Genomic DNA, 26,059 nt, shown 5'->3' on the forward strand with positions numbered 1-26,059 from the left:
GAGCGCCGCGGCGAGCGGGTCAGCGCAGGCCGCCGCCGGCGCGCCGCTCCAGGTCCGGCGGGTCGTCGGCCGGTCGGGAGGCGATGTCCTCCCGGCCGAAGGCGGCCGGGCGTTTGCGAGGGGGGGCGAGGTCGTGTTCGGCCTCGGCCTCCCAGCGCATCACCTCGCGCAGCTGCGCCTCGGGCATCGGGGCGCCGAAATAGAAGCCTTGCAGGTTGTCGCAGCCCAGGTCCACCAGAGCCTCGGCCTGGCTTCTGGTCTCGACCCCTTCCGCGGTGACCTTCATGTCGAGCCGCCGTCCCAGCGCGATGATGGCGGAGATGGTCGTGCGGGCGCGGTCCGGTTTCTGGTCGAAGGCCAGAACGAAGCTGCGGTCCAGCTTCAGCCGGTCGAAGCGGAAGCGCCAGAGATAGGACAGGCTGGAGTAGCCTGTCCCGAAATCGTCCATGGCCAGCGAGACGCCGAGCGCCTTCAGATCTTCGAGCTGGGCCTCCACTTCCTCGACGTTCGAGATCAGGAGGGATTCGGTGACCTCGAGCTCCAGTCGCTCGGGCGCCAGGCCGGACGCGTCCAGCGCGCTGCGGACCGAGGCGATGAGCCCGCCGTCGCGGAACTGCTCCACCGACAGGTTGACGGCGACGGTCAGCGGCTCGGGCCATTGGGCGGCGGCGGCGGTGGCTTCGTGCAGGGCCCAGGCGCCGAGCTGGTCGATGGCGCCGATATCCTCGGCGGCGGGAATGAACTCGCCGGGCGAGATCGGCTTGCCGGAGGCGTCGGTCAGGCGCATCAGCGCCTCGAAGCCGCGGGTGCGGCCGTCTTCGGCCCGGACCAGCGGTTGATAATGCAACGAGAAGCGGTTGCGCAGGATGCCGTCGCGGATGCTGCGTTCCACCTGCCGGCGACGGCGGACACGGGTCTCCATCTCCGGCCGGAAGACGCGCATCTGGCCCTGGCCCAGGGTCCGGGCCTCCTGCAAGGCGATTTCGGCGCGGCGCAGGCCGCCGTCCACGCCCAGCGCGCCTGCGTCCATCCGACAGGCGCCGATGGAGACGCTGACCGAAATCGCCCGGCCCGATACCGTGATCGGCGCTGCGCAACGGGTCGAGAGGCGCGCGAGAATAGGTTCCAGCTGCGCATCGGGCGCGAGGCGCACGACCACCCCGAACATGTCGGCGCCCAGACGCCCCAGGATGTCGCCGCGGCGCAGGCTGGCGCGCAGGCCGGCCGCGATCCGGCGCAGCACCGCGTCGCCGCTTTCCGCGCCATGCAGGTCATTCACCGAGTGGAAGCCGTCGATGTCGATGCAGATCACCGCGAAACTTTCGCCCTCTTTCGCGACCTCCTGCGCCAGGCGGGAGGCTTCGGTGGCGAAACCGGCCCGGTTGGGAAGGCCGGTGAGCAGGTCGCGCTGCGCGATCCGCTGCATTTCGTCCTGCGCCTTGCGGGATCTGCCGCGCGTCGCCAGCCAGCCCAGCGCCGGCGCCCCGAAGCCGATCAGCGCCACCAGCGCCACGCCGACGCCGGCGATGCGCATGGTTTCGGTCATCTCCTCCGAAAAGCTGGTGACGTCGAGATAGATCTCGACATAGCCGGCGAGATCGCCGTTGGGCGCGTGGAGGGGCAGGAACGCCTCCGCGTAGCGCTGCGGGCGGTCGTCGGCGTCGCCGGCGTCGTCGAGCTCGATCACCGTGCGGCCTGCGCGGATCATGCGCCAGACCTCGGGCTGCGCGGCGGCGAGGCTGTCCACGGCCGGGTCGGGCGCGGCCTCGGCGGTGGGTTCGGGCCGGTACCTGCGGCGGGACGCCGGGCGTGCGGCCCGCGCCTCCGACGCTGACGGGAGCGGCGCGGAGGCGTCGTGGATCCGCACATGGGCCAGGCCCCGGCCATTCCAGGTCCGCAGCACCGCGACCTCTCGTCCCGCGGTGTCGAAAAGCTTGAAGGCGAAGGCTTCCTCGATCAGGCCGGCGTCGCGAAGGGCGTCTTCGTCAGCCTCCCTCAGGCCGACGCCGAGCAACTTGCGCGGCAGGTCGGGCAGGGCGCGGCGCATATGCGCGACCCAGGACTGGGCGAGGCGGCTGGCATGCCCTTCCTCCGCCTTGCCGACCGTCCAGATCATCACGCCTTCGAGCGAGGCCACGAAGCACAGGGCCGCGAGCAGCAGAAGGGCGGGCATGCGCAAGCCGCTGGCCCTTCCGCCGATCAAGCGGCCGTTGCTGCGCATCATCAGGCCTCTCCTTCTTCGCATCGTCCCGGCGATCCGGGGGCTCTGGCCGAGGGGGCGTCCGCCTCGGAAGCGGGCGATCCCGCAGGCGCGTGGAAAACTCGTAAGGCCCTGATGCTTACGGGACGCTTAATCGCGGCGCCGCGGGCGTGGTTTGACCCCGGGCGCGATCCGCGATACGCCCCGGATCTCCGGCGTGATCGATCCGCGCCGCGTCCCCTGAGCAGGCAGGAGCCTCCGGTGATGAAACGACTGATCGCCGCGCTTTTCGCGCTGACCCTTTTCGCCCCGCAGATGGAGGCCCTGGCCGTGGAGCAGGACCCGCAGAACACCCTCGTCATCGAGCTCAAGGACGGAAACGTCCTGATCGAGCTGCTGCCGCAGGTGGCGCCCCAGCATGTCGAGCGCATCAAGACGCTCGCCAAGGAGGGCTTTTACGACGGCGTGGTGTTCCACCGCGTGATCGACGGCTTCATGGCCCAGACCGGCGACCCGACCGGGACCGGCCGCGGCGGCTCCAAGCTGCCCGACGTGCCGGCGGAGTTCTCCTCCGTGCCGTTCGAGCGCGGGACGGTGGGCGCGGCGCGGTCGCAGAACCCGAACTCGGCGAACTCGCAGTTCTTCATCATGTTCGCGCCGGGTCACTTCCTCAACGGCCAGTACACGGTCTGGGGCCAGGTGATCGAGGGCATGGAGCACGTGGACAACATCGCCAAGGGCGAGCCGCCGCGTAATCCCGACAAGATGGTCAAGGTCTACCTGCTCGCCGACAAGTGAGCCGGGACTGACGGTTGCGGGCCGGGCGCGAGCTTTTCGCGCCCGGCCCTTTTCGTTTGGGGCCCCGGGCGACGGGGCGGCAGGGACGGACGGGCCGATGCGCGTCGACGATTTCGATTTCGAGTTGCCCGAGGCGCTGATCGCGCTGCGGCCGGCGCGGCCGCGGTCCTCTGCGCGGATGCTGGTCTCGCGCCCCGGGGGGGGCGGAGAGACCGGGGGGGGGATCGAGGATCGGCGGGTCTCGGACCTGGCCTCGATCCTGCGGCCGGGCGATCTGCTGGTGTTCAACGACACCCGCGTGATCCCGGCGCGGCTGTTCGGCGAGCGGCGGCGCGAGAGCGCGGACGGGCCGGGCGTGGCGAAGGTCGAGGCGACGTTGATCGCGCGCGAGGGCGATGCCGCCTGGCGGGCGCTGGCGCGGCCGGGCAAGCGGCTGCGGGTGGGGGACCGGCTGTATTTCGGCGCGGACGGGGCGTTGGGCGCCGAGCTGACCGAAAAGGCCGAGGGCGGCGAGGTGCGGCTGGTCTTCGACCGGGGCGGGCCGGCGCTGGACACGGCCATCGCGGAGGCCGGGGTGATGCCGCTGCCTCCCTATATCGCGCAGCGGCGCGCGGCGGACGCGGCCGACCGGGACGATTACCAGACGGTGTTCGCTTCGAAGCTCGGCGCCGTCGCGGCCCCGACCGCGAGCCTGCATTTCGACGCGCCGCTGCTGGCGGCGCTGGAGGCGGCGGGCGTGCGCTCGACCCGGCTGACGCTGCATGTGGGGGCGGGGACCTTCCTGCCGGTGAAGTCGGACACGCTCGACGGCCACAAGATGCATTCGGAATGGGGCGAGGTGCCCGAGGCCGCGGCCGAGGCGGTGCTCGAGACCCGCGCGGCGGGCGGCCGGGTGATCCCGGTCGGCACCACGGCGCTGCGGCTGGTGGAGACGGCGGGGCGCGAGGACCGCTTTCTGGAGCCCTGGGCCGGCGACACCGACATTTTCATTCGGCCTGGCCATCGGTTCCGCATCGCCGATGGGCTGATGACCAATTTCCACCTGCCGCGCTCGACGCTGATGATGCTGGTCGCGGGGCTGGTGGGGATGGATCGGATGCGCGCCATCTACGCTCACGCGGTGGCGGAGCGGTATCGGTTTTATTCCTACGGGGACTCCAGCCTGCTGTTCCCTTGACCGGGCGCGGGCGCGGGCGGCGGCGGGGGAGGCGGGTTCGCACCCGCCCTACCGCGTGGCGAAGGGCGCGCTCCGGTCCCGCAGGCCCATCTCCCGCAGGCTCAGGTTTCGCAGGCGGATTTCAGCAGGGCGAGGGCGTGCAGGATGGTGGCCTCGCGCACCTTGCCGCGGCCGAGCGCGCCGAACTGGATGGTCTCGGTGCGCACTGGGTCGGTTCCCGCCACGAGGCCGAAACAGACCATGCCCTCGGGCTTGGGGCCGGACGCGCCGGGACCGGCGACGCCGGTGACCGATACCGCGATCCGGGCGCGGGAGCGTTCCAGCGCGCCCGTGGCCATGGCGCCGGCGGCGGGCTCGGACACCGCGCCATGCTCGCGCAATACCGCGCCGGAGACGCCCAGCGCCTCCTGCTTGGCATGGTTGGAATAGACCACATAACCCCGCTCGGCGACGGCCGAAGACCCCGCGATGGCGGTCAGCGCGCCCATGATGAGCCCGCCGGTGCAGCTCTCGGCGGTCACGATTTTCACGCCGGCGGCCTTGGCGGCGGCGACCACCTCGGCGGCGAGCGTCAGGATCTCGGGCGGGAGCAGGTCGTCGGTCATAGACTCAGAGCCATCCATGCGCGATCGCGGCCGCGGCCGTGACCAGGATCGCCGAGATCAGCCCCGCCACCAGATCATCGGCCATGACGCCGAGCGCGCCGGGCAGGCGCTCGGCCGTGGAAACCGGCGGGGGCTTGAGTATGTCGAAGGCGCGGAAAAGAAGAAAGGCCGCGACCCAGCCCGGCCAGGGGAACACATGCGGCGCGGCGTTGGCGAGCCAGAGGCCCAGCGACAGCGGCGCCATGGCGAGCAGCTGGCCGGCGAATTCGTCGGCGATGACCTCGCCCGGGTCCTTCTCGCCATGGGCGGCGAGGTAGCGGTCCGTCGACGTGTAGCCCAGCACGGTGGCGACGATCAGCCCGAAGGCGAAAAGCGGGAAGCCCCCGGCCCAGTGCAGCAGCCAGCCCGCGGGCAGGGCGGCGAGGGAGCCGAAGGTGCCCGGCGCGAAGGGCGCGCGCACGCCGAGGCCGAAGAGGGTCGCGAAGCCGGAAGTGATCATGCTCATCTCAGGTTGGAACGCCGTTCATGGCATCGGCGCGTTCGTCATCGGAACGATCGTCCGCGGGCGGGGCGCACGGCAGGGCGAGGCTTGCCGCGGCCTGGGCCGCGATGCCCTCGCCGCGGCCGGGAAAGCCGAGCCGCTCGGTGGTGGTGGCCTTCACCGAGACCCGGCCGAGGTCGATCCGCAGGATCTCGGCGAGGCGGCGTCTCATTAGATCCGAATGCGGGCCGATTTTGGGCGCTTCGCAGATCAGCGTCACGTCGACATTGACGATGCGCCCGCCGCGGGCGGCGACGCGCTCCGCGGCCTTGGCGAGGAAGATCGCCGAGTCCGCGCCCTTCCATTGCGGGTCGGAGGGCGGGAACCAGCGGCCGATATCGCCCTCGGCCAGCGCCCCGAAGATGGCGTCGGTGAGGGCGTGCATGCCCACGTCGCCGTCGGAATGAGCGAGAAAGCCCCGGTCGAAGGGAATCGAGACGCCGCAGATCGTGACCTGATCGCCGGGGCCGAAGGCGTGGACGTCGAAGCCGCTTCCGGACCGGTATTCGGTATGGGCCGTGGGGGCGGATCGGGCGAGGTCGGCCTCGGCGCGCATGAAATCCTCCGGGGTGGTCAGCTTGATGTTCGCGGGATCGCCCGGCGTCAGGGCCACGGCGAGACCGGCGGCGCGGGCGAGCTCGGCGTCGTCGGTCGCCTCCAGCCCGGTTTCGGCGGCGCGGCGATGGGCGTCGAGGATCGCGGCGTAACGGAAACCCTGCGGGGTCTGGGCGCGGACCAGCCTGTCGCGGGGGAGAAGCTCTCCAGCGAAGCCGTCTGAGTCGCGACGCAGGGTGTCGACGAGCGGCAGGACGGGGCAGGCGGCGGGATGGGCGTCGAGCGCGGCCGCGACGTCGCCCACCAGCCGGGGCGTCGCGAAGGGGCGGGCGGCGTCGTGGATCAGAACGCGCGCGTCGGGGGCGGCGGCCAGCGCCTCCAGCCCCAGGCGCACGCTCTCCTGCCGGGTCGCGCCGCCGGCGACGGGCGGGGCGAGCGGCGCGTCGAGCCCGGCCACCGCCTCGGCATAGGCGGCGACGTCGTCGACATGGATCACGACGGCGATGCGCTCGGCCCCCGCGGCGGCGAGGGCCGCCAGCGTGCGGCGCAGGACCGGGACCCCGCCCAGGCGCCGGTATTGCTTGGGGCCGCCGGGTCCGGCGCGGGTTCCCCGGCCGGCGGCGACGACCAGCGCGTGCAGCATCGGCGGGGGCGCGGTCGGGGAAGACGCGGTTGGGGAAGGCGCGGTTGGGGAAGACGCGGCGGGGGACATCGCGGCTGGGCGCTCCGTGAGGCGAGGGACGGGCCGGGCGGGCGCATCGGCGTGGGCGCGGCGCGGCCGGGGAAGGGGGTTGCGAGTTGTCGCGGGGCGGACGCTACAGCGCGGTCTTGCGCCGCTCAAGGCCCAAGGCTATGCGTTGTCCGTGCATAAGGAATGAGCAGATGTGTGTCTCTGTAGGCAATCTGTCTCTCCGGGATCCGGTAATGCTCGCGCCCATGGCAGGAATCACGGATCTGCCCTTTCGGCGGCAGGTCGCGCGGTTCGGCGCGGGCATGATGGTGTCGGAGATGATCGCCTCGCGCGAGATCGCGACGGGGGATGCGCGTGCGCGCGCCAAGGCGGAGATCGAGGGCGGGCTGGGCCTGACCTCGGTGCAGATCGCCGGGCGCGAGCCGCATTGGGTGGCGGAAGCCGCGCGCCTGGCCGAGGGGCTGGGCGCGCCGGTCGTGGACATCAACATGGGCTGCCCGGCCAAGAAGGTGACGGGCGGGCTCTCGGGCTCGGCCCTGATGCGGGTCCCCGACCTGGCGCTGAGCCTGATCGAGGCGGCGGCGGAGGCGGTCTCGGTCCCGGTCACGCTGAAGATGCGGCTGGGCTGGGACGCGACGAGCCGCAACGCCCCCGACATCGCCCGGCGGGCGGAGTCCGCGGGCGTCGCGATGATCGTGGTGCATGGCCGCGACCGCTGCCAGTTCTACGAGGGCGCCGCGGACTGGACCGCGATCGGGGAGACGGTGCGCGCGGTCTCCATCCCGGTGATCGCCAATGGCGATATCGCCGACGCCGAGGACGCGCGCCTGGCGCTGGCGCGATCCGGCGCGGCGGGCGTGATGGTCGGGCGCGCGGCGCGGGGCAGGCCCTGGCTGCCGGCGCGCATCGCCGCCGGGCTCGCGGGGCGGCGGCCGCCGCCCGAGCCGGGGCCCGAGGCGGAGACCGACCTCTGCTGCGCGCACTACGAGGACATGCTGTCCTTCTACGGAACCGAAACCGGCCGGCGCTGCGCGCGCAAGCATCTCGGCTGGCGGCTGGAACGCGCGCCCGGCGCGAAGCCCCTGATCGCCCGCCTGATGCGCGAGGAAAGCCCCGCAAGGGTGCTCGCCGCCCTGCGGGCCGAACTGCCCGGACTGCTGGCGGAGATCCCCGCCGGCCCCTCCCGCGCCATCGAGGACGCCGCATGACCAAAGAGGCCCGCTGGTCCGCCATCTGGAACGCCGTTCCCTTCGCGGCGCTGCTGTTCGACGCCGAGGACAAGGTGGTCGAGGTCAACAGCGCCGCCGAGGTGTTCTTCGACCTTTCGGCCAAGGTGCTGGAGGGACGCGCCCTGGAGATGCTGTTCGGCCCGAACTCGCGCATCGCCGACCTGGTAGACCAGGTGCGCGGCGGCACGCTCTCGGTCGGCGAGCATGACATGGAGATCGGCTTCGCCGACCGGCCGCCGCGGGTGGCTGACATCCATATCGCCAAGATCGCCGAGACCGGGGGCGACGTGCTGCTGGTCATCCAGCCCCAGTCGGTGGCCGAGAAGATGGACCGTTCGCTGACCCACCGGGCGGCGGCGCGCTCGGTCACCGGGATGGCGGCGATGCTGGCGCATGAGATCAAGAACCCGCTGGCCGGGATCTCGGGCGCCGCGCAGCTGCTGGCCATGCAGCTCGGCGACGAGGAGACCGAGCTGACCGACCTGATCCGCGAGGAGGCGGACCGCATCGCCAAGCTGCTCGACAAGGTGGAGCTGTTCGGGGACAACCGCCTGGCCCAGCGGCTTCCGGTCAACATCCACGACGTGCTGGACCGCGCCAAGCTGTCGGCCGCGTCGGGCTTCGCCAAGCATGTGCGCTTCGCGGAGGAGTTCGACCCGTCCCTGCCGCCGACCATGGGCGATTCCGGGCAGTTGATGCAGGTGTTTCTCAACCTGCTCAAGAACGCCGCCGAGGCGACGCCGCAGGTGGGCGGCATGATCACCATCCGCACGTCATACCGGCCGGGCATCCGCATGGCCTCTCCCGGCGGCGGGCATGAGAGCCTGCCGCTTCAGGTCACCATTTCGGACAACGGTTCGGGCGTGCCGGAGGGGCTGAAGCGGGACATCTTCGAGCCCTTCGTGACCTCGAAATCCACGGGCTCGGGGCTGGGGCTGTCGCTGGTCTCCAAGATCGTGGCGGATCATGGCGGCGTCGTGGAATGCGAGAGCGATCCGGGCTGGACCACCTTCCGGCTGCTGCTGCCGGTGTGGACCGATCCGGCCGAAACCAGGGCGCGCGGCGCCAAGGCGCGCGCGAAGAAGGAGACGAAGGCATGAGCGGCGGTCGGTTGAACGGGACGGTCCTGGTCGCGGACGACGATCGCGCCATCCGCACGGTGCTGAGCCAGGCGCTGACCCGGGCGGGATGCCGGGTGCGCTCGACCGGATCGGCGTCGACCCTGTGGCGCTGGGTGGAGGACGGCGAGGGCGACGCCATCGTCACCGACGTGATGATGCCCGACGGCGACGCGCTGGACCTGCTGCCGGCGATCCGCAAGAAGCGGCCGGAGCTGCCGGTGATCGTGATGTCGGCGCAGAACAACATGCTGACCGCGATCCGCGCCGCGGAGGTCGGGGCCTACGAATACCTGCCCAAGCCCTTCGACCTGCGCCAGGTGATCGAGCATGTGGAGCGCGCCCTGGAAGGCGCCCGCACGCCCGAGGCGGCGTCGCCGGATACGGGCCGGGACGAGGGGCTTCCGATCATCGGCCGCTCGGCGGCCATGCAGGAAGTCTACCGGATCATGGCGCGGCTGATGAACACCGACCTGACGGTGATGATCAACGGCGAGAGCGGGACGGGCAAGGAACTGGTGGCCCGCGCCCTGCACAGCTTCGGCTGGCGCAAGCAGGGCCCCTTCGTGGCGGTGAACATGGCCGCGATCCCGCGCGACCTGATCGAGGCGGAGCTGTTCGGCCATGAGCGCGGCGCCTTCACCGGCGCCACCGAGCGGATGGCCGGCAAGTTCGAGGCCGCGGCCTCGGGCACGCTGTTCCTCGACGAGATCGGGGACATGCCGCTGGACGCCCAGACCCGGCTGCTGCGGGTGCTGCAGGACGGCCAGTTCACCCGCATCGGCGGGCGCACGCCGATCAAGGCCGACGTGCGGGTGATCGCCGCCACCCACCAGGACCTGCGCGGGCTGATCAACGAGGGTTCGTTCCGCGAGGACCTGTTCTACCGGCTCAACGTGGTGCCGGTGCGCCTGCCGCCTCTGCGCGACCGGGTAGAGGACGTGCCCGACCTCGCCCGCGCCTTCCTGCGCAAGGCCGAAAGCGAGGGGCTGCCGCGCAAGGCGGTGAGCTCCGAGGCGCTGGAGGCGCTGAAGTCCCAGGCCTGGCCCGGCAACGTGCGCGAGCTCGAGAACCTGATGAAGCGGCTGGCGGCCCTGTGCGCCGACGATGTCATCAGCCTCGCCGACGTCGAAAAGGAGCTGGCGGCCCGCCCCTCCGCCGTCGCGCCGGACGTGGAGCGGGGGGCGTCGCTGGGGGCCTCGGTCGAGGCGCATCTGCGCGCCTATTTCCAGCTGCATGGCGACGCGCTGCCGCCGCCGGGTCTTTATGACCGGATCCTGCGGGAAGTGGAGCTGCCGCTGATCGCGCTGACGCTCTCGGCGACGCGGGGGAACCAGCTTCGCGCCGCGGACCTGCTCGGCATCAACCGGAATACGTTGCGCAAGAAGATCAGAGAGCTTGACATTCCGGTCACGCGCGGCAAGACGTTGATGTAAAGTTGCAACAGTGGGACGGGCGCTTATCGGCGCCTGGTCCCGGTCCGAAGCCTTGTCCGCCGGTCTCACGATGCGGTCGGGGCGCGTTCCCCGGCGATCGCCCGGCACCTTGATCCGAAAGGCACGATTTGGCCCCGCGCAGCGCCCGCGCAGCACGCTCCCTGATCGACAACGCCGCGGCCTTGCCCGGCGCGGTAATGAAGGGCGGCTGGTCGCGGGCCGCCCGGTTGCAGGTGACGGTGCTGGTGGTGCTTGTCGGCCCGGTGCTGGCGGCGCTGACCGGCTGGGCCCTGTCCGGGGGCGTCGACGGGCCGGTGCGCCAGGAGACGCTGCGCGGGGTCTTCCTGCTCGACGTCGTATACATCCTCGTCATCGCGGGGCTGGTGATCTGGCGGGTCACGGCGCTGATCTCGGCGCGGCGCGCGCGCTCGGCGGGCTCGCGCCTGCATCTGCGGCTGACCGGGGTGTTCGCGGTCATGGCGCTGGCGCCGACCATTCTCGTCGCGGTCTTCGCGACGCTCACCGTCAGTTTCGGGATCGAGGGCTGGTTTTCGGATCAGATCGGTTCGGTCGTGCGCAATTCGCTGGTGACCGCGCAGAGCTACGAGCAGGAGCACCGGCGCCGCATCCGGGCCGAGATCCTGGCCATGGCCAACGACCTCAACCGCGCTGGCGAGCAGGGGATCAACGACGGCCAGCTGGGCGAACTGCTGCGCGCCCAGGCCCGGCTGCGCGAGTTCCCGGAGGCCTATGTCTTCGACAGCTCGATGGAGCTGCGGGCGCGGGGCGAGTTCTCCTACCTTTTCGGGTTCGTGCCGCCGGATACCGAGGCGCTGGCCCGGGCGCGGGCGGGGGAGGTCGTCGTGGTCTCCGACAGCGACGCCAACGAGATCCGGGCGCTGGTCTACCTGCGGAGCTTCTTCGACTACTATCTGCTGGTCAGCCGCAACGTGGACGGCGAGGTGCTGCGCCTGCTGGACGAGACCCAGGACACCGTCCAGCTATACGAGCGGCTGGAGAAGGACCGCTCCACCATCCTTCTGGAATTCGCGATCCTCTATGTGGGCTTCGCGCTGGTGGTGACGCTGGCGGCGATCTGGGCGGGGCTCTATTTCGCGGAGCGCCTGGCGCGGCCCATCGGACGGCTGGCCGGCGCGGCGGAACGGGTCGGCGCGGGCGATCTGGACGTAAGGGTGCGCGAGGAGCGCGGCGACGACGAGATCGCGGTGCTGAGCCGGATCTTCAACCGCATGACCGAGCAGGTGAAGGGCCAGCGCGACGCGCTGGTCGCGGTGAACCACGAGACCGAGCGGCGCCGGCGCTTCATGGCCACCGTGCTGGGGGGCGTGACCGCCGGGGTCGCGCGCCTGGACGCGGCGGGACGGGTGGAGCTGCTGAACGAGGCCGGCGCGCGGATGCTGGGGGTGACCCCGCTGGAGGCCGCGGGACGGCCGCTGGGGGAACTCGCGCCCATGTTCCAGCCGCTGCTGGACCAGGCGCGGGATCGCCGGGCGGGACACGCCACCGACCGCATCCACGCGAGCCTCCAGGGCGCGGACCGGGATTTCCTGGCCCGCGTGGCGCGCACCGCGCCGGACGGGGACGCGGAGGCTTTCGTGCTGACCTTCGACGACCTGACCGAGCTGGTCGCCGCTCAGCGCATGGCCGCCTGGGGCGACATCGCCCGGCGCATCGCGCATGAGATCAAGAACCCGCTGACCCCGATCCAGCTTTCCGCCGAACGCCTCAAGGCCAAGTTCGCCGGCCGGCTGGAGGGACGCGAGCGGGAGCGGTTCGACAGCTACTCGGACATGATCGTGCGGCAGGCGGGCGACATCCGCCGCATGGTCGACGAGTTCTCGCGCTTCGCCCGGATGCCGGCGCCGGTGCCCGAGCCCAACGACGTGGGCGAGATCCTGCGCGAAGCCGTGCTGCTGCAATCGGAGGCCGGCGGTTCGGTGATCTTCGAGGCGGTCGAGCACGGCGAGCCCCGCGCCATCCGCTGCGACCGGGGAATGCTGGCGCAGGCGCTGACCAATCTGCTCAAGAACGCCGGCGAGGCGGTGGAGGCTCGGCTCGCACTTCGCCCCGAGCCGCCGGGCCGGGTGCGGGTGGAGCTGACCCGGACGCCGGAGGCCGAGGTGATCCGGATCATGGACAATGGGGTCGGCTTGCCGGAGACAGGTCGCTCTCGCCTGCTCGAGCCCTATGTGACCACGAGAGACAAGGGCACGGGGCTCGGCCTCGCGATCGTCAAGAAGATCGTGGAAGAGCATGGTGGGGGATTCGCGCTGGACGATGCGCCGGAAGGCTGGGACAGGCCTGACGGCGCCGACGCGACGCCCGGGGATGCGCCGCAGGACGAATCCGAGCCCGCGCGGCAGGGCGACGAAAAGCACGCGCCGCGAGGCGAGGCTAAAAACGCGCCGCGAGGCGCGATGGCGGTGATCCGCCTGCCGGCGACGCCGGCGGGCGGCGGCAAGGGGCCCGGAACGGGGACGCCCGAGGGCGGGGGCCCTTCGACGGCGCGCGCCGGGACGGACAATAACGCAAACCGCGAGGCCGATCGCCGCAAGGCGGCGGCGCAGACCGCGGAGACCGAGACGGGGCGCGCAGACCTCGCCGACGGCGGAGAGGCAGGAGCAGGAACGCATGGCTGACATTCTGGTGGTCGACGACGAAGCGGATATCCGCGAACTGGTCGCCGACATCCTGGAGGACGAGGGCCACGCGACCCGACAGGCCGCGGACGCCGACGGCGCGCTGCGGGCGGTGGAGACGGCGCGGCCCGATCTCATCATCCTCGACATCTGGTTGCAGGGCAGCCGCATGGACGGGATCGAGATCCTCAAGACCGTGCGTCGCAACCAGCCGGACATTCCGGTGGTGATCATCTCGGGTCACGGCAATATCGAGGTCGCGGTGGCCGCGGTGAAGCAGGGCGCCTACGACTTCATCGAGAAGCCCTTCACCACCGATCAGCTGATGCTGGTCGCCACCCGCGCGCTGGAGGCGAGCCGCCTGCGCCGGGAGAACGCCGCGCTGAAGGTCTCGGACCAGCAGCAGGCGGAGATCCTGGGCGCGAGCCATGCGGTGGCGGCGCTGCGCCAGAAGCTCGACCGGGTGGCGCGGACCGCGAGCCGGGTGCTGCTGTCGGGGCCCTCGGGGTCCGGCAAGGAAGTGGCGGCGCGCTATATCCACGCGCGGTCCGAGCGGTCAGGCAAGGCCTTCGTGGTGCTCAACTCGGCGACGATCGAGCCGGGCAAGATGGAAGAGACGCTGTTCGGGCGCGAGCGTGACGACGGCGGCGTGGTTCCCGGCCTGTTCGAGAAGGCGCATGGCGGGACCCTGTTCCTCGACGAGGTGGCGGAGATGCCGCCGGGGACCCAGGCCAAGATCCTGCGGGTGCTGGTCGATCAGCGTTTCGCGCGCGTCGGCGGCGCGGACATGGTGCAGGTGGACACGCGGGTGATTTCGGCCACGACGCGGGATCTGGAGGGTCTGATCGGCGCCGGCAAGTTCCGCGAGGACCTCTACCATCGCTTGTCCGTGGTGCCGCTGGAGACGCCGCCGCTGGCCGCGCGGCGCGAGGACATCCCGATGCTGGCCGAGCATTTCCTCGCCCGCCTGTCGGAGAGCGAGGGCCTGCCGCTGCGCCGTCTGTCGGCCGACGCCTCGGCGCTGCTGCAGACCCAGAACTGGCCGGGCAATGTGCGCCAGCTTCGCAACGTCATGGAGCAGGTGCTGATCCTGGGGCAGGGCGCGGGCGATATCCGGCCGGAGGAGCTGCCGTTATCGGCGGGGGAACCGGCGGAGGGCGGCTCGATCCTGTCGCCGGCCATGGCGACGCTGCCGCTTCGCGAGGCGCGGGAATTGTTCGAGCGCGACTATCTTATCGCCCAGATCAACCGCTTCGGCGGCAACATCTCCAAGACCGCGGCCTTCGTGGGAATGGAGCGATCGGCGCTGCACCGGAAACTGAAGAGCCTCGGGGTCGCCACGGTGACCCGCGGCGGCGCGCGCGTGGCGGTGGTCGGCGAGGGCGACGAAGAGGAATTCGAGGACTGAGGCCGGGAGAGGCGGACCCGGCCGACGGGGGCGCCCGGAGGCCGCAGGGCCGTCGATCCGCCCGTTTCCCAGCCTTCCGGGCCTGAGCGCGGGGCGTGCAGGTCGAGGGACGTTCTCGCCACGTTGCAGGCGGTGAGGCGGGCCAGCCTTTCCGACGGGATCAGGTGGACCAGGCGCAGGTTGGGCTGCGTGGGGGCGATGCGCCTGGGGGAGGGGTGCGTCCCGGTCACGCCGCGATGGGCGCGTCGTCGGCGTCCTGGCCCCCGATCAGGGGCAGGGCGCGGGCGGGGCCCCGTGACCGGGCGCGCAGGCCGGCGAGGCCAAGCGTCCGGGGGCGGTCATCCCAACAGGTCCGGCAGCAGAGCCGCGGCGGCCGCGGCGGGGGGCGTCAGGGCTTCGCGGTCCTCGCCGGGACGGAAGCGGGCGCGGAGCGCGGTCGGCATGGCCGGAGGCGCGAGGTGCAGGACCTCGTGGCGGAACGCGGCGGCTTCCTCGGCCCAGGCGCCGGTGAGGGCGCGGGCGGCGGCCTGCGACGCGGCGTAGGCGCCGTGGAAGGGGCCGGTATTCACCAGATCCTCGAAGAACACCGCCCGCCCGGCCGGCGCGGCGCGCAGCAGCGGGTCCACCACCCGGATCAGCCGCGCCGTGGCGCGGGCGTTGACGGCGAAGGTCTTGTCCCAGTCCTTGGCGTCCGCATGTTCGGCCGGCGAGAGCGGCGGCGCGTGCACGGCGGCATGAACCCAGAGGTCCAGCCGGCCCCAGCGCTGGTGGATGGCGGCGCCCAGCCGCTCCAGCCCCGGATCGTCGGTGACGTCGAGCGGGACCAGAGTCGCGCCCGGGCCGCCGGCGGCCCGGATGGCGTCGTCCAGCTCCTCCAGCCCGCCGACGGTGCGGGCCACGGCGATGATTTCGGCCCCACGGGCGCCCAGCGCCTCGGCGAGCGCGCGGCCGAGGCCGCGGGAGGCGCCGGTGACCAGCGCCGCCTTTCCAGAAAGTTCCAACGTCATGAGAGCCTTATTCGGCGGCCTTGAGAGAGATCCGGCCCATCTCGATCATGTCGGAGGGCTGGACGGGGTATTCGCCCGAGAAGCAGGCGTCGCAATATTGGGGCCGCTCGGGGTCGCGGCCGGTCTCCTCTCCCACAGCGCGGTAGAGGCCGTCGAGCGACACGAAACGCAGCGAGTCGACGCCGATATGGTCGCGCATCTCCTCCTCCGACATGGAAGAGGCGAGGAGCTTGTCCTTGTCGGGCGTGTCGACGCCGTAGAAGCAGGGCCAGGCGGTGGGCGGCGAGGCGATGCGGAAATGCACCTCGCGCGCGCCGGCGTCGAGGATCATGTCCTTGATCTTCATCGAGGTCGTGCCGCGCACCACCGAGTCGTCCACCAGCACCACCCGCTTGCCGCGGATGATGGCGCGGTTGACGTTGAGCTTGAGGCGCACGCCCATGTTGCGGATCTGCTCCGTCGGCTCGATGAAGGTGCGGCCCACATACTGGTTGCGGATGATCCCCATGGCGAAGGGGATGCCCGATTCCTGGCTGTAGCCGATGGCGGCCGGCGTGCCCGAATCCGGCACCGCGCAGACCAGGTCGGCTTCCACCGGCGCCTCGCGCGCCAGTTCGACGCCGATGCGGCGGCGGCTCTCATAGACCGAGGCGCCGCCGATGACGCTGTCGGGGCGCGAGAAATACACATGCTCGAAGATGCAGAAGCGTGGGCGCTGCGGCTCGAACGGCATGGTGGAGCGCAGGCCGGTGTCGTCGATGGTCACCATCTCGCCGGGGAGCACGTCGCGGATGAACTCGGCCCCGACGATGTCGAGGGCGCAGGTCTCGGACGCCAGGATCCAGGCGTCTCCGATCCGTCCCAGCACCAGCGGGCGCACGCCAAGGGGGTCGCGCACGCCGATCAGCCCGTCGGAGGTCAGCGCCAGGAAGGAGAACGCGCCTTCGACGCGGCGCAGCGCGTCCTTGAGGCGTTCGGGGATGGTGCGATGGAAGGACCGGGCCATCAGATGCAGCACCGCCTCGGTGTCCGAGGTGGTGTGGAACAGCGAGCCGCGCTCGATCAGTTCGCGCTTGATCTGCAGGGCGTTGGTAAGATTGCCGTTATGCGCGATGGCGACGCCGCCGACGGCGAGGTCGCCATGAAAGGGCTGCACGTCGCGCAGGGTGGTATGGCCCTTGGACCCGGTGGTCGAGTAGCGGACATGGCCGATGCCGGAGCGGCCGGGGAGCTGCTCCATGGTCTCGGCGGAAGTGAAGTTGTCGCGCACGTAGCCGAGTTTCTTGACCACGTTGAAGCCGCGGGACTCGTCATGCGTGACGATGCCCCCGGCCTCCTGGCCGCGATGCTGGAGCGCGTGCAGGCCCAGCGCCACGAAGTTGGCGGCGTCGCCGGCCCCGTAGATGCCGAACAGGCCGCATTCCTCGCGCAGCTTGTCGCCGTCGGGGCTCTCGAACGGGCTGGCGAGCGGAAATCGGCGGGGCTCTTGCATCGGCTGGAAGCTCCCATGAGCGAGGTTGGCGCCGGGGGTGAACATATTCCGGTTCCGGCGGCTTGTCATCGCGTCGTCATGCAGCAGCGTCGCCCGAAAGCGCCGGCACGCCGCCGCATTCGGACATCAGGCTGTTGACCGGATCGAAGAGCCAGGAGGGCAGGGTGGTGGGCAGCTCGGCGCTCATGATCGAGGCGGCTTCGGCGATCATGCCGATCAGGCGCGAGTCGTCGATGATCGCCAGCCGGTCCGTGGGCGGCACCACCTGGTCGTAGATCAGGTAGACCACGGCGGCGAGCACCAGCCCGCGCGCCACGCCGAAGACGAAGCCCAGACCCTTGTCGACCGGGCCCAGCACGCTGTCCTGCACCGCCGAGGAGAACAGCGGCGTGAAGATCGACAGCAGAATCAGCGCGATGGCGAAGGACACCGAGAAGGCGGCGAGCTTCGAGAGCGTGCAGGACGAGGCCAGCATGGGGCCGACGCCCGGAATCTCCTGCAACAGCGGCTCGATGAGCAGGGCGACGTTCAGCGCCGCGATGGCGGCCAGGATCCAGCCGAGGATCGCCAGCGCCTCGCGCGTGAAGCCGCGCGACCAGGCCAGCAGGCCCGAAATCAGCAGCACGGCGAGGATCACCCCGTCCGCGATCGTGAAGCTCATGCGTTCTCGTCCCTCGCCAAGCGCGCGCCGGGGGTCGCCCCCGGGGATCGCCCGTCCCACCAGATGCGGGCGACGCGCGTCCTGCGCATCCCCCGCCCGATTCCGCGCCGGCTTACGCTTCGGCGTCGAGGAGGCGGGCCACCAACCCGCTCAGATCCTCGATTCGGTGCACCGTCATGCCAGAATTCGCGCCCGGCTTCACCTGCGAAGGGGCCAGCGCGACGTTGAAGCCGAGCTTGGCGGCCTCCCGCAGGCGGGTGTCGGTCTGCGGCGCCGGGCGCACGGCCCCTGACAGGCTTATCTCGCCGAACACCACGGTGTCGGGTTCCAGCGCGCGGTCCTGGGCGGCCGAGAGCAGGGCCGCGGCCACGGCGAGATCCGCCGCGGGCTCCGACACGCGAAGGCCTCCGGCGACGTTGAGATAAACGTCCCGGCCGCCGAGCGCCACCCCGCAGCGCGCTTCGAGCACCGCGAGGATCATCGCGAGCCGGCCGCTGTCCCAGCCCACCACCGCCCGGCGGGGCGAGCCGGGGGCGGCGGATCCGACCAGGGCCTGGATCTCCACCAGCAGGGGGCGCGTGCCCTCGACGCCGGCGAAGACCACGGTGCCGGGGGAGGCGCGGCCGCGCTCCGACAGGAACAGGGCGGAGGGGTTGGAGACCTGGGCGAGGCCGCGGGCGGTCATTTCGAACACCCCGATCTCGTCCGAGGGGCCGAAGCGGTTCTTCACGGCGCGCAGGATGCGGAACGGGTGGCCGCGCTCGCCCTCGAAATAAAGCACGGTGTCGACCATGTGCTCGACCACGCGGGGGCCGGCGATCTGGCCCTCCTTGGTGACGTGGCCGACCAGGATGACCGCGGCGCCGCGGGTCTTGGCGAACGCGGTGAGCGCATGGGCCGCGGCGCGGACCTGGGAGACGGAGCCGGGGGCGCTGTCGACCGAATCGAGCCACATGGTCTGGATCGAGTCGACCACGACGACGTCGGGCTTCTCCTCCTCCAGCGTGGCGAGGATTTCGCGCAGGCCGGTTTCCGCGGCGAGCTGCACGGGGCTGTCCTGCAGGCCGAGCCGGGCGGCGCGCATGCGGATCTGGCCGGTGGCTTCCTCTCCGGACACGTAGATGGCCTTGGCCCCCTGGCGCGCGAAGGCGGCGGTGGCCTGAAGCAGCAGGGTGGACTTGCCGATGCCGGGATCGCCGCCGACCAGCACGGCGGACGCGGTGGCGAGGCCGCCGCCGAGCACGCGGTCCAGCTCTCCCACCCCGGCGGACATGCGGGCGGGGGCGGGTTCGGAGCCTGCGAGCGCCACCAGCGGCACGCGGCGAATGCGGTTCTTGCCGGGGCCGGTGGGCTTGGGGAGGGCGGGGCCGAGGCCCGCGTCCTCGGTGATCGAATTCCAGGCCCCGCAGGCGTCGCAGCGCCCCGCCCATTTGCCATGGACGGCGCCGCATTCGGCGCAGGTGAAGGTGGGGGCGGAGCGGGCCATGGGCCGGTTGTGGACGCTCCGCATGCGAAGGGCAAGCGGGGGGCGGAAGGCTATTGCGCGCGGGTGTGGCGGCGCGCGGTCAGCATCGAAAGCGCCAGCGACAGCAGGATGCAGAAGGCGAAGAGCCAGAGGCCCCATGCGGTCTCCACCCGCCCCACGCCGACGCCCTTGACGATGACGATGGTGAGCGCGAGCAGGAACATGTCGGCCATGGCGAGCTTGCCCAGCAGTTCCAGCGCCGGGAGGGCGCGGGGGGTGAGCCGGCCGAAATGCACGGCGGCGAGCGACAGGGTCTTGGCGTAGGGCAGGACCAGCGCCAGCAGAGCCACCAGCAGGGCGAGCGCCGCGTCCGCCTCCCACAACGCGCCGAGGCCGGAGAGGATCGACACGTCCTCGCCGGCCATGAAGGGCAGGAAGCCGGTGCGCGCCACGGGCGCGGTCCAGGCCAGCGGCCAGAGCGGCAGAAGCGCGAGATTGGCGAAGGCGAGATGCCGGGGTGTGATGGGCGCGGGGGCGAGGGTCACGGACGAGGCTCAGGCGAGCAGGGCGAAATCCGTCGCATCTATCTGTGACTCCCCGATGTTTTCGAGCCGCATTTCGCCCGCGCCGTCGAGATAGGCGATGCGCAGGTCGCCACGATGCTCGCGGAAGGAGAGATCGTCGAAATCCGCGCCCCGGTCCAGCGCGATCAGGTCGAGGCCCGGCTGCCAGTCCAGCACCGTGTCCTTGCCGCCGTCGCGGGCGAAGACGAAGATGTCGGCGCCATCGCCGCCCTGAAGCCGGTCCCGCGAGGCGCCGCCGTCGAGACGGTCGTCGCCCGCGCCGCCCTCCAGCCGGTCCCGGCCCCGGCCGCCGCGCAGGTCGTCGTCGCCCTCGCCGCCGCGCAGAAGGTCCCGCCCGGCGCCGCCCTTCAGCAGATCGGCCCCCGGGCCGCCGTCGAGGCGGTCGCCCCCGCCTCCGCCCCTGATCACGTCATCGCCTTCGCCGGCGAAGACACGGTCGGCCTTGCCCTTGGCCGAGATCCGGTCGTCGAGATGCGTGGCGATGAACTCGTCCCGCCCGCGGGACCCCTGGATGGACACCACGTCCTTGCGGTCCACCCAGCGGGCCTTGGGCGTGTCGCCGGGCGCGCCGTAGAGCTGGCGCATGGCCTGGAGATCGAGGCGGCCGAGTTCCGTCGTGTCGTCGCTCCGGTTGTAGGCGAGCACCGTCAGCCCGCCATGCGCGGCGTCGTAGCTGATCGAGGGCTCGCCCGAGAACGGGTGCTTGAAGCCCAGGGCATGGCCGATTTCGTGCAGGACCAGCGAATGGCCGAAGCGTCCGGGGGCGAAGGCTTGCGGATCGCCCGCGAAGCGCGCGTTGAGGAACAGGTCGCCGCCGATATCGTCATGCGTCTGCCGGGTCTGCCGCGCGCCGTCCACGGTCGTCTGATACTGGCCGGGATAGTAGGCGTAGCCGTCGAGCTGTCCGCCGGTGGCGTTGGTCCGTCCGGCCATGCCGACCAGGGCGAAACGGAGATCGCCGCGCGCTGCGTCCGGCGTCTCCACCAGCGCGATTCCGGCGGAGTCGGCCCAAGTCTCCAGCGCCGTCCGGATGCCGTCCTTCTGCGCGGGCTTCCAGTCCTGGTAGCCGGAGAACCGCCCCTTGGCATAGGGCGCGGGGCGGTCGCCGAAGCTGTAGGTGACGACGACGGGCGTGCCGGCGTCCTCCTCCGCGTTCCACCGCAGCCAGGGCTTTCGTCGTCCGGTGAGAATCTGGGTGGAGGTCATCAAGGGGCTCGGCGTCTGGGGTCTTCGTCGGATCGAACGCTAGGTGCGGGGCCGTCAGACGTCCGACGCAAAAGCGCCGCGCCGAGGAAATCGCATCCCGAAGCCCGGAGCCGCCCCGCGGCGCGTCAGCGGATCGCGGCGATGGGGCCTTCGGCGCGACCGTGGATGAACTGGGAGACGTAGGGGTCTTCGGTGGCGTCGAGCTCCCCGACCGCGCCCTGCCAGCGGATCTCGCCCTCATGGATCATCGCCACCCGGTCGGCGATGGCGCGCACCGAGGTCATGTCATGGGTGATGGTCATGGCGGTGGCGCCGATCTCGGTGACCAGCTCGCGGATCAGCTCGTTGATCACGCCGGCCATGATCGGGTCGAGGCCGGTGGTCGGCTCGTCGAAGAAGATGATCTCGGGGTCGGTGGCGATGGCGCGGGCGAGACCGACGCGCTTCTGCATGCCGCCCGAAAGCTCGGCGGGGAAGAGATCCGCGGTCTCCGGCGTGAGCCCGACGCGGCGGAGCTTCTCGATGGCGATTTCGCGGGCCTCGGCGCGGGGGCGGCGATGGGCGCCGTGGCGCATGCGGAAGGCGACGTTCTCCCAGACCAGCATGGAGTCGAACAGCGCGCCGCCCTGGAACAGCATCCCGAACCGCGACAGCAGCGCCTCGCGGTTGCGGGCGGTGGCGCGGGCGCCGTTGATGAGGATTTCGCCGGCGTCGGGCTCGATGATGCCGAGCACGCATTTCAGGGTCACCGATTTGCCGGTGCCGGAGCCGCCGATGATCACCATGCTCTCGCCCTTTGCCACGTCGAGATCGACGCCGCGCAGGACGTGCTTGGGCCCGAAGGACTTGCGGACGCCCTTGAGGGCGATGCGGGACGGGGCCGGGGGATTGGCGTCGGTCATGAGGAGAACAGCGCCTCGGTCAGGATGTAGTTGGCGGCGAGGATCAGGATCGAGGCCGAGACCACCGCGTTGGTGGTGGCGGCCCCGACGCCCTGGGCGCCGCGGCCCGAGTTGTAGCCCTGGTAGCAGCCCATCAGCGCGATGATGAAGCCGAAGGCGGCGGCCTTGATCAGGCCCGACACGATGTCGTCGCCCGTCAGGTATTGCTCGGTGTTGCGGATATAGGCGGAGGGCGCGAAGTTCAGCCGGGTCACGCCCACCAGAAACCCGCCCATGATGCCGATGACGTCGCCCACGAAGGCGAGGATCGGCATGGCGATGGTCGCGGCCAGCAGGCGCGGCGCGACGAGGTATTTCATCGGGTTGGTGGAGAGCGTGGTCAGGGCGTCGATCTGCTCGGTCACCCGCATGGTGCCGAGTTCCGCCGCCACGGAGGCGGAGACGCGGCCCGCCACCATCAACCCGCCGAGCACGGGGCCGAGTTCGCGCACCATGCCGATGGCGACGATGGAGGGGACGACGGATTCGGCGTTGAACCGCGCCCCGCCCGAATAGATCTGCAACGCCAGCGCGCCGCCGGTGAAGAGCGCGGTCATGCCGACGACGGGCAGGGAGAAATATCCGATCCGCAGGAACTGGCGGGCGAATTCCGCCGGATACCAGGGCGGGCGGAAGATGTGGCTGGCGCCGGACAGCGCGAACAGGGTCAGCGCGCCGGTGGCGCGGCACAGGCCCAGCGCCGTGGCCCCGATGGCTGCGAGGAACGCGGCGACGGAAGTGAGGACGATCATCAGGCGGCGGATCCATCGAAAAGGGCGGTGGCGACGTGGCGGCGCCGTCGGACGACCGAAACCGGCCGCGGGACATTCGCAACGGGCGACGGGGTCTTGGTCTCCTGCGCGCCCGTTCCCTGATATATCGACGCCGGCGGCGGGAACCAAGGGCGTGCGGGCCGGTGGGATCGGGTCACGCGAGGCGCCGGGAGGGGAAAGGGTCGCGGCCGAGGAGCTCGGACAGCCAGGAGATGTCCGGGCGGGAGGTTTCCTCCACCGCGCGCAGGATGTGGGTCGGGGGGCTGAAGGTCCGCGCCGTCCTGGCCGATGACCGACAGGAAATCTATGAGCGCGTCGCCGCCGGTCAGCTCCTCCGGGTCGTGGATGCGCAGCGTCAGCCGGTTGCGCCCCAGCCCGCGCTGCCAGGGGCCGAGCGCGCGGCGGCAACGCGGCGGCCGCGGGCGTATCCGGTCCAGCGTCTCGCCGTTGCGCAGGCGGGCGGCACCCTTTCCCATAAGCGCGAGCAGGGCCCGTCGCTTTCGTGGCGCGAGCTGCCGGAAGGTCTCGGAGGTCAGAACCACGTCATCCCCGGCGGCAAGTCGGGCGAGCGCGTCGGCGAGCGCGGCCTCGGCCGCCTCCCGGCCCGGACCCGCCCGGTTCAGCGCCAACGCGCGCTGGATCCAGGTGGCACCGGTCTTGGGCATCCCGATATGGAGATACAGGGTTCCGGGACCGTCGGGGGCGACTGCGCTCCTGGCGGCCCCCGGCGTCACGCGCCGGCCTTCTCGTAGGTCCGCAGATAGCGGGCGCCGAGCCCAGTGAGCACCTCGTAGCCGGTGGTGCCGCTGGCCGCGGCCAGCCGGTCGACGTTCTGGTTGGGGCCGAGGATTTCGGCGAAGTCGCCGGGCGAGGGCTCGGGGATGTCGGTCAGATCGACGGTGATCATGTCCATCGAGACGCGCCCGGCCACCGGCGCCGGTCGGCCGTTCACATAGACGTCGAAGTCTTTCGACAGCCGGTGCAGCCCGTCCGCGTAGCCGATGGGCAGCACGCCGATGCGGCTGGCGCGGCGGGCGGTCCAGGTGGCGCCGTAGCCGACGCTTTCGCCCGCCGGGATTTCACGCACCTGCAGGAACGGGACCATGAGGGTGACGACGTGGCGGGCGTCGACGAAGGGCTCCCCGCCGTAGAGACCCACGCCGGGGCGCACCAGGTCGAAATGGAAGGGCGCGCCCAGCAGCGTCCCGCCCGTGGCGGCGAGCGAGCGGCGGGCGCCGGGGGCGATGCGGGAGGCAAGCTCGGACCGGCCCAGGAAGGCGCCGCGCTGGCGGGCGTTCATGGAGTTCGCGGGCTCGTCGGCATTGGCGAGATGGGACATGACCAGGGTCAGGTCCAGCCCCTCGGGCGGATCGGCGCGCAGGGCGTCGAGTTCGGCCGCGGTGAAGCCGAGGCGGTTGATCCCGCTCTCGATATGCAGTCCGGGGCCGGAGGTCGGGCGAATGTCGTCGCGCGCCGCCAGCCAGGCCTCGACCTGGAAGGGCGAGGACAGGACCGGGCGCAGGTCGGTTCCGCGGAAGGCGGGCGCGTCGTCGGGCATGTAGCCGTTGAACACGTAGATCGCGGGGCCGGGGCCGAGGGTCTCGCGCAGGGCCGCGCCCTCGCCGGCCTGGGCCACGAAGAAGGTGCGGGCGCCGGCCTCGTGCAGCGCGGTCGCGGCGGGGGCGAGCCCGGTCCCGTAAGCGTCGGCCTTGACCACCGCGGCGGCCTCGGCGGTGGGGGCTTTGGCCGCCAGCGCGCGCCAGTTGTCGGCGATGGCGTCGAGATGCACGGTCAGCCGCGCTTTCGATCCCGCGGCGACGGGCCGGGCGGGGATGGAGGCGGACGCGGCGGCGGCGGATGAGGTCATGGGCGCGGCTCCCGCCGGATCAGAAGGCGTCATCGCGTCCGACCTGGGGATAGGCGTCGCGAGCGAGGTCGCCGAAGCGGGTGAACCGGCCCTCGAAGGCCAGTTCCACGGAGCCGATGGGACCGTGACGCTGCTTGCCGATGATGACCTCGGCCTTGCCGCGCACGTTCTCCATGACCTCCTGCCACCTCATCGTGGCCTCCACGTCGGTTTCGGAGGGCTTCTCGCGTTCCTTGTAGTATTCCTCGCGGAACACGAACATCACCACGTCCGCATCCTGTTCGATCGATCCCGATTCCCGAAGGTCCGAAAGCTGCGGCCGCTTGTCCTCCCGGCTCTCCACCTGCCGCGACAGCTGGGAGAGCGCGATGACGGGGATGTTGAGCTCCTTCGCGATGGCCTTGAGGCCCATGGAGATCTCCGCGATCTCGTTCACGCGGTTGTCGGTGCGTCCGGCGCCGCGGACCAGCTGAAGATAGTCGATGAACAGCGCGTCGAGCCCGTGCTGGCGCTTGAGCCGGCGGGCGCGGGCGGCGAGGGTCGAGATCGGCAGGGCCGGCGTGTCGTCGATGTAGAAGGGCATCTTCTCCAGTTCGCGCGCGGCTTCGACGAAGCGGCGGAACTCCTCCTCCTCCATGTCGCCGCGGCGGATCTGCTCGGAGGGCACGCGGGACTGTTCGGAGAGGATGCGGGTGGCGAGCTGCTCGGCCGACATTTCGAGCGAGAAGAACCCGACCTTGCCGCCATTGACCGTGCCGAAGGTGCCGTCGGGCTTCTCGCCCTCCCGGAAGGCCTTGGCGATGTTGAAGGCGACGTTGGTGGCCAGCGAGGTCTTGCCCATGGAGGGACGCCCCGCGAGGATCAGGAGGTCCGAAGGGTGCAGGCCGCCGAGGCGACGGTCGAGGTCGACCAGGCCGGAGGAGATGCCGGCCAGCCCGCCGTCGCGCTGATAGGCGGCGTTGGCGACTTCGATCGCCTCGGTCGCGGCCGACAGGAAGGACCGGAAGCCGCCGTCGGAGCGGCCCTTTTCGGCCAGCGAATAGAGGCTCTGCTCGGCTTCCACGATCTGGTCGGAGGGCTCGGTTTCCGCATCCGCGGCCTGGGCGCGGTCGCGGATCTCCAGGCCGATTCGCATCAGGTCGCGGCGGATGGCGAGGTCGTAGATCGCCTGGGCGTAGTCCTTGGCCGAATAGATCGAGATCGCCGCGCCCGCGAGCCGCGCCAGATAGGAAGCGCCGCCGAGTTCCTTGAGGCCCTCGTCGTCTTCGAGGAAGGTCTTCAGGGTGACGGCGTTGGCCTGGAAGTTCTTCTGGATGCGGCGCGCGGCGGTGGCGAAGATGCGGGCATGAACGGGGTCGTAGAAATGCTCGGCCGCGAGGAAGCTCGCGACCCGGTCATAGACCTCGTTGTTGATCAGGATCGCGCCCAGCAGCGCCTGCTCGGCCTCGATGTTCGAGGGCGAGGCGGCGGGGGCGGCGAGCGCCGTGTTCGCCGGATCCTCCGCCGGCGGGGCGGGGGGAGGCGGGCCGTCGTCCATGGGGGTCTCCGTGCTGGTTCGCCTTTCCCTACACCCGAAATCGGGCCCTCGGGCAAGGCGGCATCAAGGCCCGGCGAGCGTGCGGGTATTGCGCTCCGCCCAGGTGGG

General features: G+C 71.3%; 22 protein-coding genes. 7 read left to right on the forward strand and 15 right to left on the reverse strand.

Translation table 11 applies throughout. From position 1 onward, the window contains the following. Positions 1-19: 19 nt before the first annotated feature. Positions 20-2,224: a putative bifunctional diguanylate cyclase/phosphodiesterase gene (locus BLV24_RS03695; RefSeq protein ID WP_092679759.1), complete on the reverse strand. Its 2,205-nt coding sequence runs from the start codon at positions 2,222-2,224 to the stop codon at positions 20-22. 240 nt (positions 2,225-2,464) lie between these two features. Between BLV24_RS03695 and BLV24_RS03700 the strand changes: the two genes are divergently transcribed. Together BLV24_RS03700 and queA are read left to right on the forward strand one after the other, a co-directional pair. After that, positions 2,465-2,998: a peptidylprolyl isomerase gene (locus BLV24_RS03700; RefSeq protein WP_092679760.1), complete on the forward strand. Its 534-nt coding sequence runs from the start codon at positions 2,465-2,467 to the stop codon at positions 2,996-2,998. Positions 2,999-3,095: 97 nt separating this feature from the next. Beyond that, positions 3,096-4,175 (forward strand): tRNA preQ1(34) S-adenosylmethionine ribosyltransferase-isomerase QueA, encoded by a 1,080-nt coding sequence (queA, locus tag BLV24_RS03705; protein WP_092679761.1) that lies wholly within the window; start codon positions 3,096-3,098, stop codon positions 4,173-4,175. 101 nt (positions 4,176-4,276) lie between these two features. Here the strand turns inward: queA and BLV24_RS03710 are convergent, their stop codons facing one another. The 3 genes from BLV24_RS03710 to BLV24_RS03720 are packed head-to-tail and all read right to left on the reverse strand — an operon-like array spanning position 4,277 to position 6,519. After that, positions 4,277-4,780, reverse strand: coding sequence for a CinA family protein (locus BLV24_RS03710; RefSeq protein WP_092679762.1), 504 nt, complete (start codon positions 4,778-4,780; stop codon positions 4,277-4,279). A 4-nt stretch (positions 4,781-4,784) separates the two neighbouring features. After that, positions 4,785-5,279: a phosphatidylglycerophosphatase A family protein gene (locus tag BLV24_RS03715; RefSeq protein ID WP_245710370.1), complete on the reverse strand. Its 495-nt coding sequence runs from the start codon at positions 5,277-5,279 to the stop codon at positions 4,785-4,787. 7 nt (positions 5,280-5,286) lie between these two features. Next, complete coding sequence (locus BLV24_RS03720; protein WP_092679764.1) at positions 5,287-6,519, reverse strand: bifunctional 2-C-methyl-D-erythritol 4-phosphate cytidylyltransferase/2-C-methyl-D-erythritol 2,4-cyclodiphosphate synthase; 1,233 nt, start codon at positions 6,517-6,519, stop codon at positions 5,287-5,289. A gap of 239 nt (positions 6,520-6,758) precedes the next feature. Between BLV24_RS03720 and dusB the strand changes: the two genes are divergently transcribed. The 5 genes from dusB (at position 6,759) to ntrX (ending at position 14,418) form a co-directional block, all read left to right on the forward strand. Then, the gene (gene dusB / locus BLV24_RS03725) at positions 6,759-7,775 is read left to right on the forward strand and encodes a tRNA dihydrouridine synthase DusB (RefSeq protein ID WP_092679765.1); all 1,017 of its coding nucleotides are present in this window, start codon (positions 6,759-6,761) and stop codon (positions 7,773-7,775) included. After that, complete coding sequence (locus BLV24_RS03730; protein WP_092679766.1) at positions 7,772-8,896, forward strand: two-component system sensor histidine kinase NtrB; 1,125 nt, start codon at positions 7,772-7,774, stop codon at positions 8,894-8,896. Before dusB ends, BLV24_RS03730 begins: the two co-directional genes overlap by 4 nt. Continuing rightward, entirely contained in the window at positions 8,893-10,350 is a 1,458-nt protein-coding gene (gene ntrC, locus BLV24_RS03735) for a nitrogen regulation protein NR(I) (protein WP_092679767.1), read from the forward strand. The genes BLV24_RS03730 and ntrC overlap by 4 nt, the downstream gene beginning before the upstream one ends. Before the next feature lie 197 nt (positions 10,351-10,547). Then, the gene (locus tag BLV24_RS03740) at positions 10,548-13,010 is read left to right on the forward strand and encodes a sensor histidine kinase NtrY-like (RefSeq protein WP_092679768.1); all 2,463 of its coding nucleotides are present in this window, start codon (positions 10,548-10,550) and stop codon (positions 13,008-13,010) included. Next, positions 13,003-14,418 carry a nitrogen assimilation response regulator NtrX gene (gene ntrX / locus BLV24_RS03745; protein ID WP_092679769.1) on the forward strand — a complete coding sequence of 472 codons (1,416 nt, stop codon included), beginning with the start codon at positions 13,003-13,005 and terminating at the stop codon, positions 14,416-14,418. The genes BLV24_RS03740 and ntrX overlap by 8 nt, the downstream gene beginning before the upstream one ends. Positions 14,419-14,756: 338 nt before the next feature. On the opposite strand, the gene BLV24_RS03750 is transcribed toward ntrX, so the two are convergent. The 11 genes from BLV24_RS03750 to BLV24_RS03800 all read right to left on the reverse strand — a co-directional run bounded on the left by BLV24_RS03750 (position 14,757) and on the right by BLV24_RS03800 (position 25,951). Beyond that, a complete protein-coding gene (locus BLV24_RS03750) occupies positions 14,757-15,425 on the reverse strand; it encodes an SDR family NAD(P)-dependent oxidoreductase (protein WP_176954606.1) in 669 nt (222 codons plus the stop codon). 7 nt (positions 15,426-15,432) lie between these two features. Beyond that, the gene (gene purF / locus BLV24_RS03755; protein ID WP_092680258.1) at positions 15,433-16,917 is read right to left on the reverse strand and encodes an amidophosphoribosyltransferase; all 1,485 of its coding nucleotides are present in this window, start codon (positions 16,915-16,917) and stop codon (positions 15,433-15,435) included. A 76-nt stretch (positions 16,918-16,993) separates the two neighbouring features. Then, positions 16,994-17,578, reverse strand: coding sequence for a CvpA family protein (locus BLV24_RS03760; protein ID WP_092679770.1), 585 nt, complete (start codon positions 17,576-17,578; stop codon positions 16,994-16,996). 112 nt (positions 17,579-17,690) lie between these two features. After that, positions 17,691-19,064, reverse strand: a complete 1,374-nt coding sequence (radA, locus tag BLV24_RS03765; protein WP_092679771.1) for a DNA repair protein RadA — start codon at positions 19,062-19,064, stop codon at positions 17,691-17,693. A 50-nt stretch (positions 19,065-19,114) separates the two neighbouring features. Continuing rightward, positions 19,115-19,588 (reverse strand): paraquat-inducible protein A, encoded by a 474-nt coding sequence (locus BLV24_RS03770; RefSeq protein ID WP_245710371.1) that lies wholly within the window; start codon positions 19,586-19,588, stop codon positions 19,115-19,117. Between the two features lie 9 nt (positions 19,589-19,597). Then, positions 19,598-20,833: a hypothetical protein gene (locus BLV24_RS03775; RefSeq protein ID WP_092679772.1), complete on the reverse strand. Its 1,236-nt coding sequence runs from the start codon at positions 20,831-20,833 to the stop codon at positions 19,598-19,600. Positions 20,834-20,958: 125 nt separating this feature from the next. After that, the gene (locus BLV24_RS03780; RefSeq protein WP_092679773.1) at positions 20,959-21,735 is read right to left on the reverse strand and encodes an ABC transporter ATP-binding protein; all 777 of its coding nucleotides are present in this window, start codon (positions 21,733-21,735) and stop codon (positions 20,959-20,961) included. Beyond that, positions 21,732-22,526 carry an MlaE family ABC transporter permease gene (locus BLV24_RS03785; RefSeq protein ID WP_092679774.1) on the reverse strand — a complete coding sequence of 265 codons (795 nt, stop codon included), beginning with the start codon at positions 22,524-22,526 and terminating at the stop codon, positions 21,732-21,734. Before BLV24_RS03785 ends, BLV24_RS03780 begins: the two co-directional genes overlap by 4 nt. Further along, positions 22,526-23,212, reverse strand: coding sequence for a hypothetical protein (locus tag BLV24_RS21425; RefSeq protein ID WP_143040202.1), 687 nt, complete (start codon positions 23,210-23,212; stop codon positions 22,526-22,528). The genes BLV24_RS03785 and BLV24_RS21425 overlap by 1 nt, the downstream gene beginning before the upstream one ends. Before the next feature lie 65 nt (positions 23,213-23,277). Then, a complete protein-coding gene (alr, locus tag BLV24_RS03795; protein WP_092679776.1) occupies positions 23,278-24,414 on the reverse strand; it encodes an alanine racemase in 1,137 nt (378 codons plus the stop codon). A 19-nt stretch (positions 24,415-24,433) separates the two neighbouring features. Beyond that, on the reverse strand, positions 24,434-25,951 hold the full coding sequence (locus tag BLV24_RS03800; protein WP_092679777.1) for a replicative DNA helicase: 1,518 nt from the start codon (positions 25,949-25,951) through the stop codon (positions 24,434-24,436). Positions 25,952-26,059 lie beyond the last annotated feature (108 nt).

The organism is Albimonas donghaensis (assembly GCF_900106695.1).
GTDB classification, from domain to species: Bacteria; Pseudomonadota; Alphaproteobacteria; order Rhodobacterales; family Rhodobacteraceae; genus Albimonas; species Albimonas donghaensis.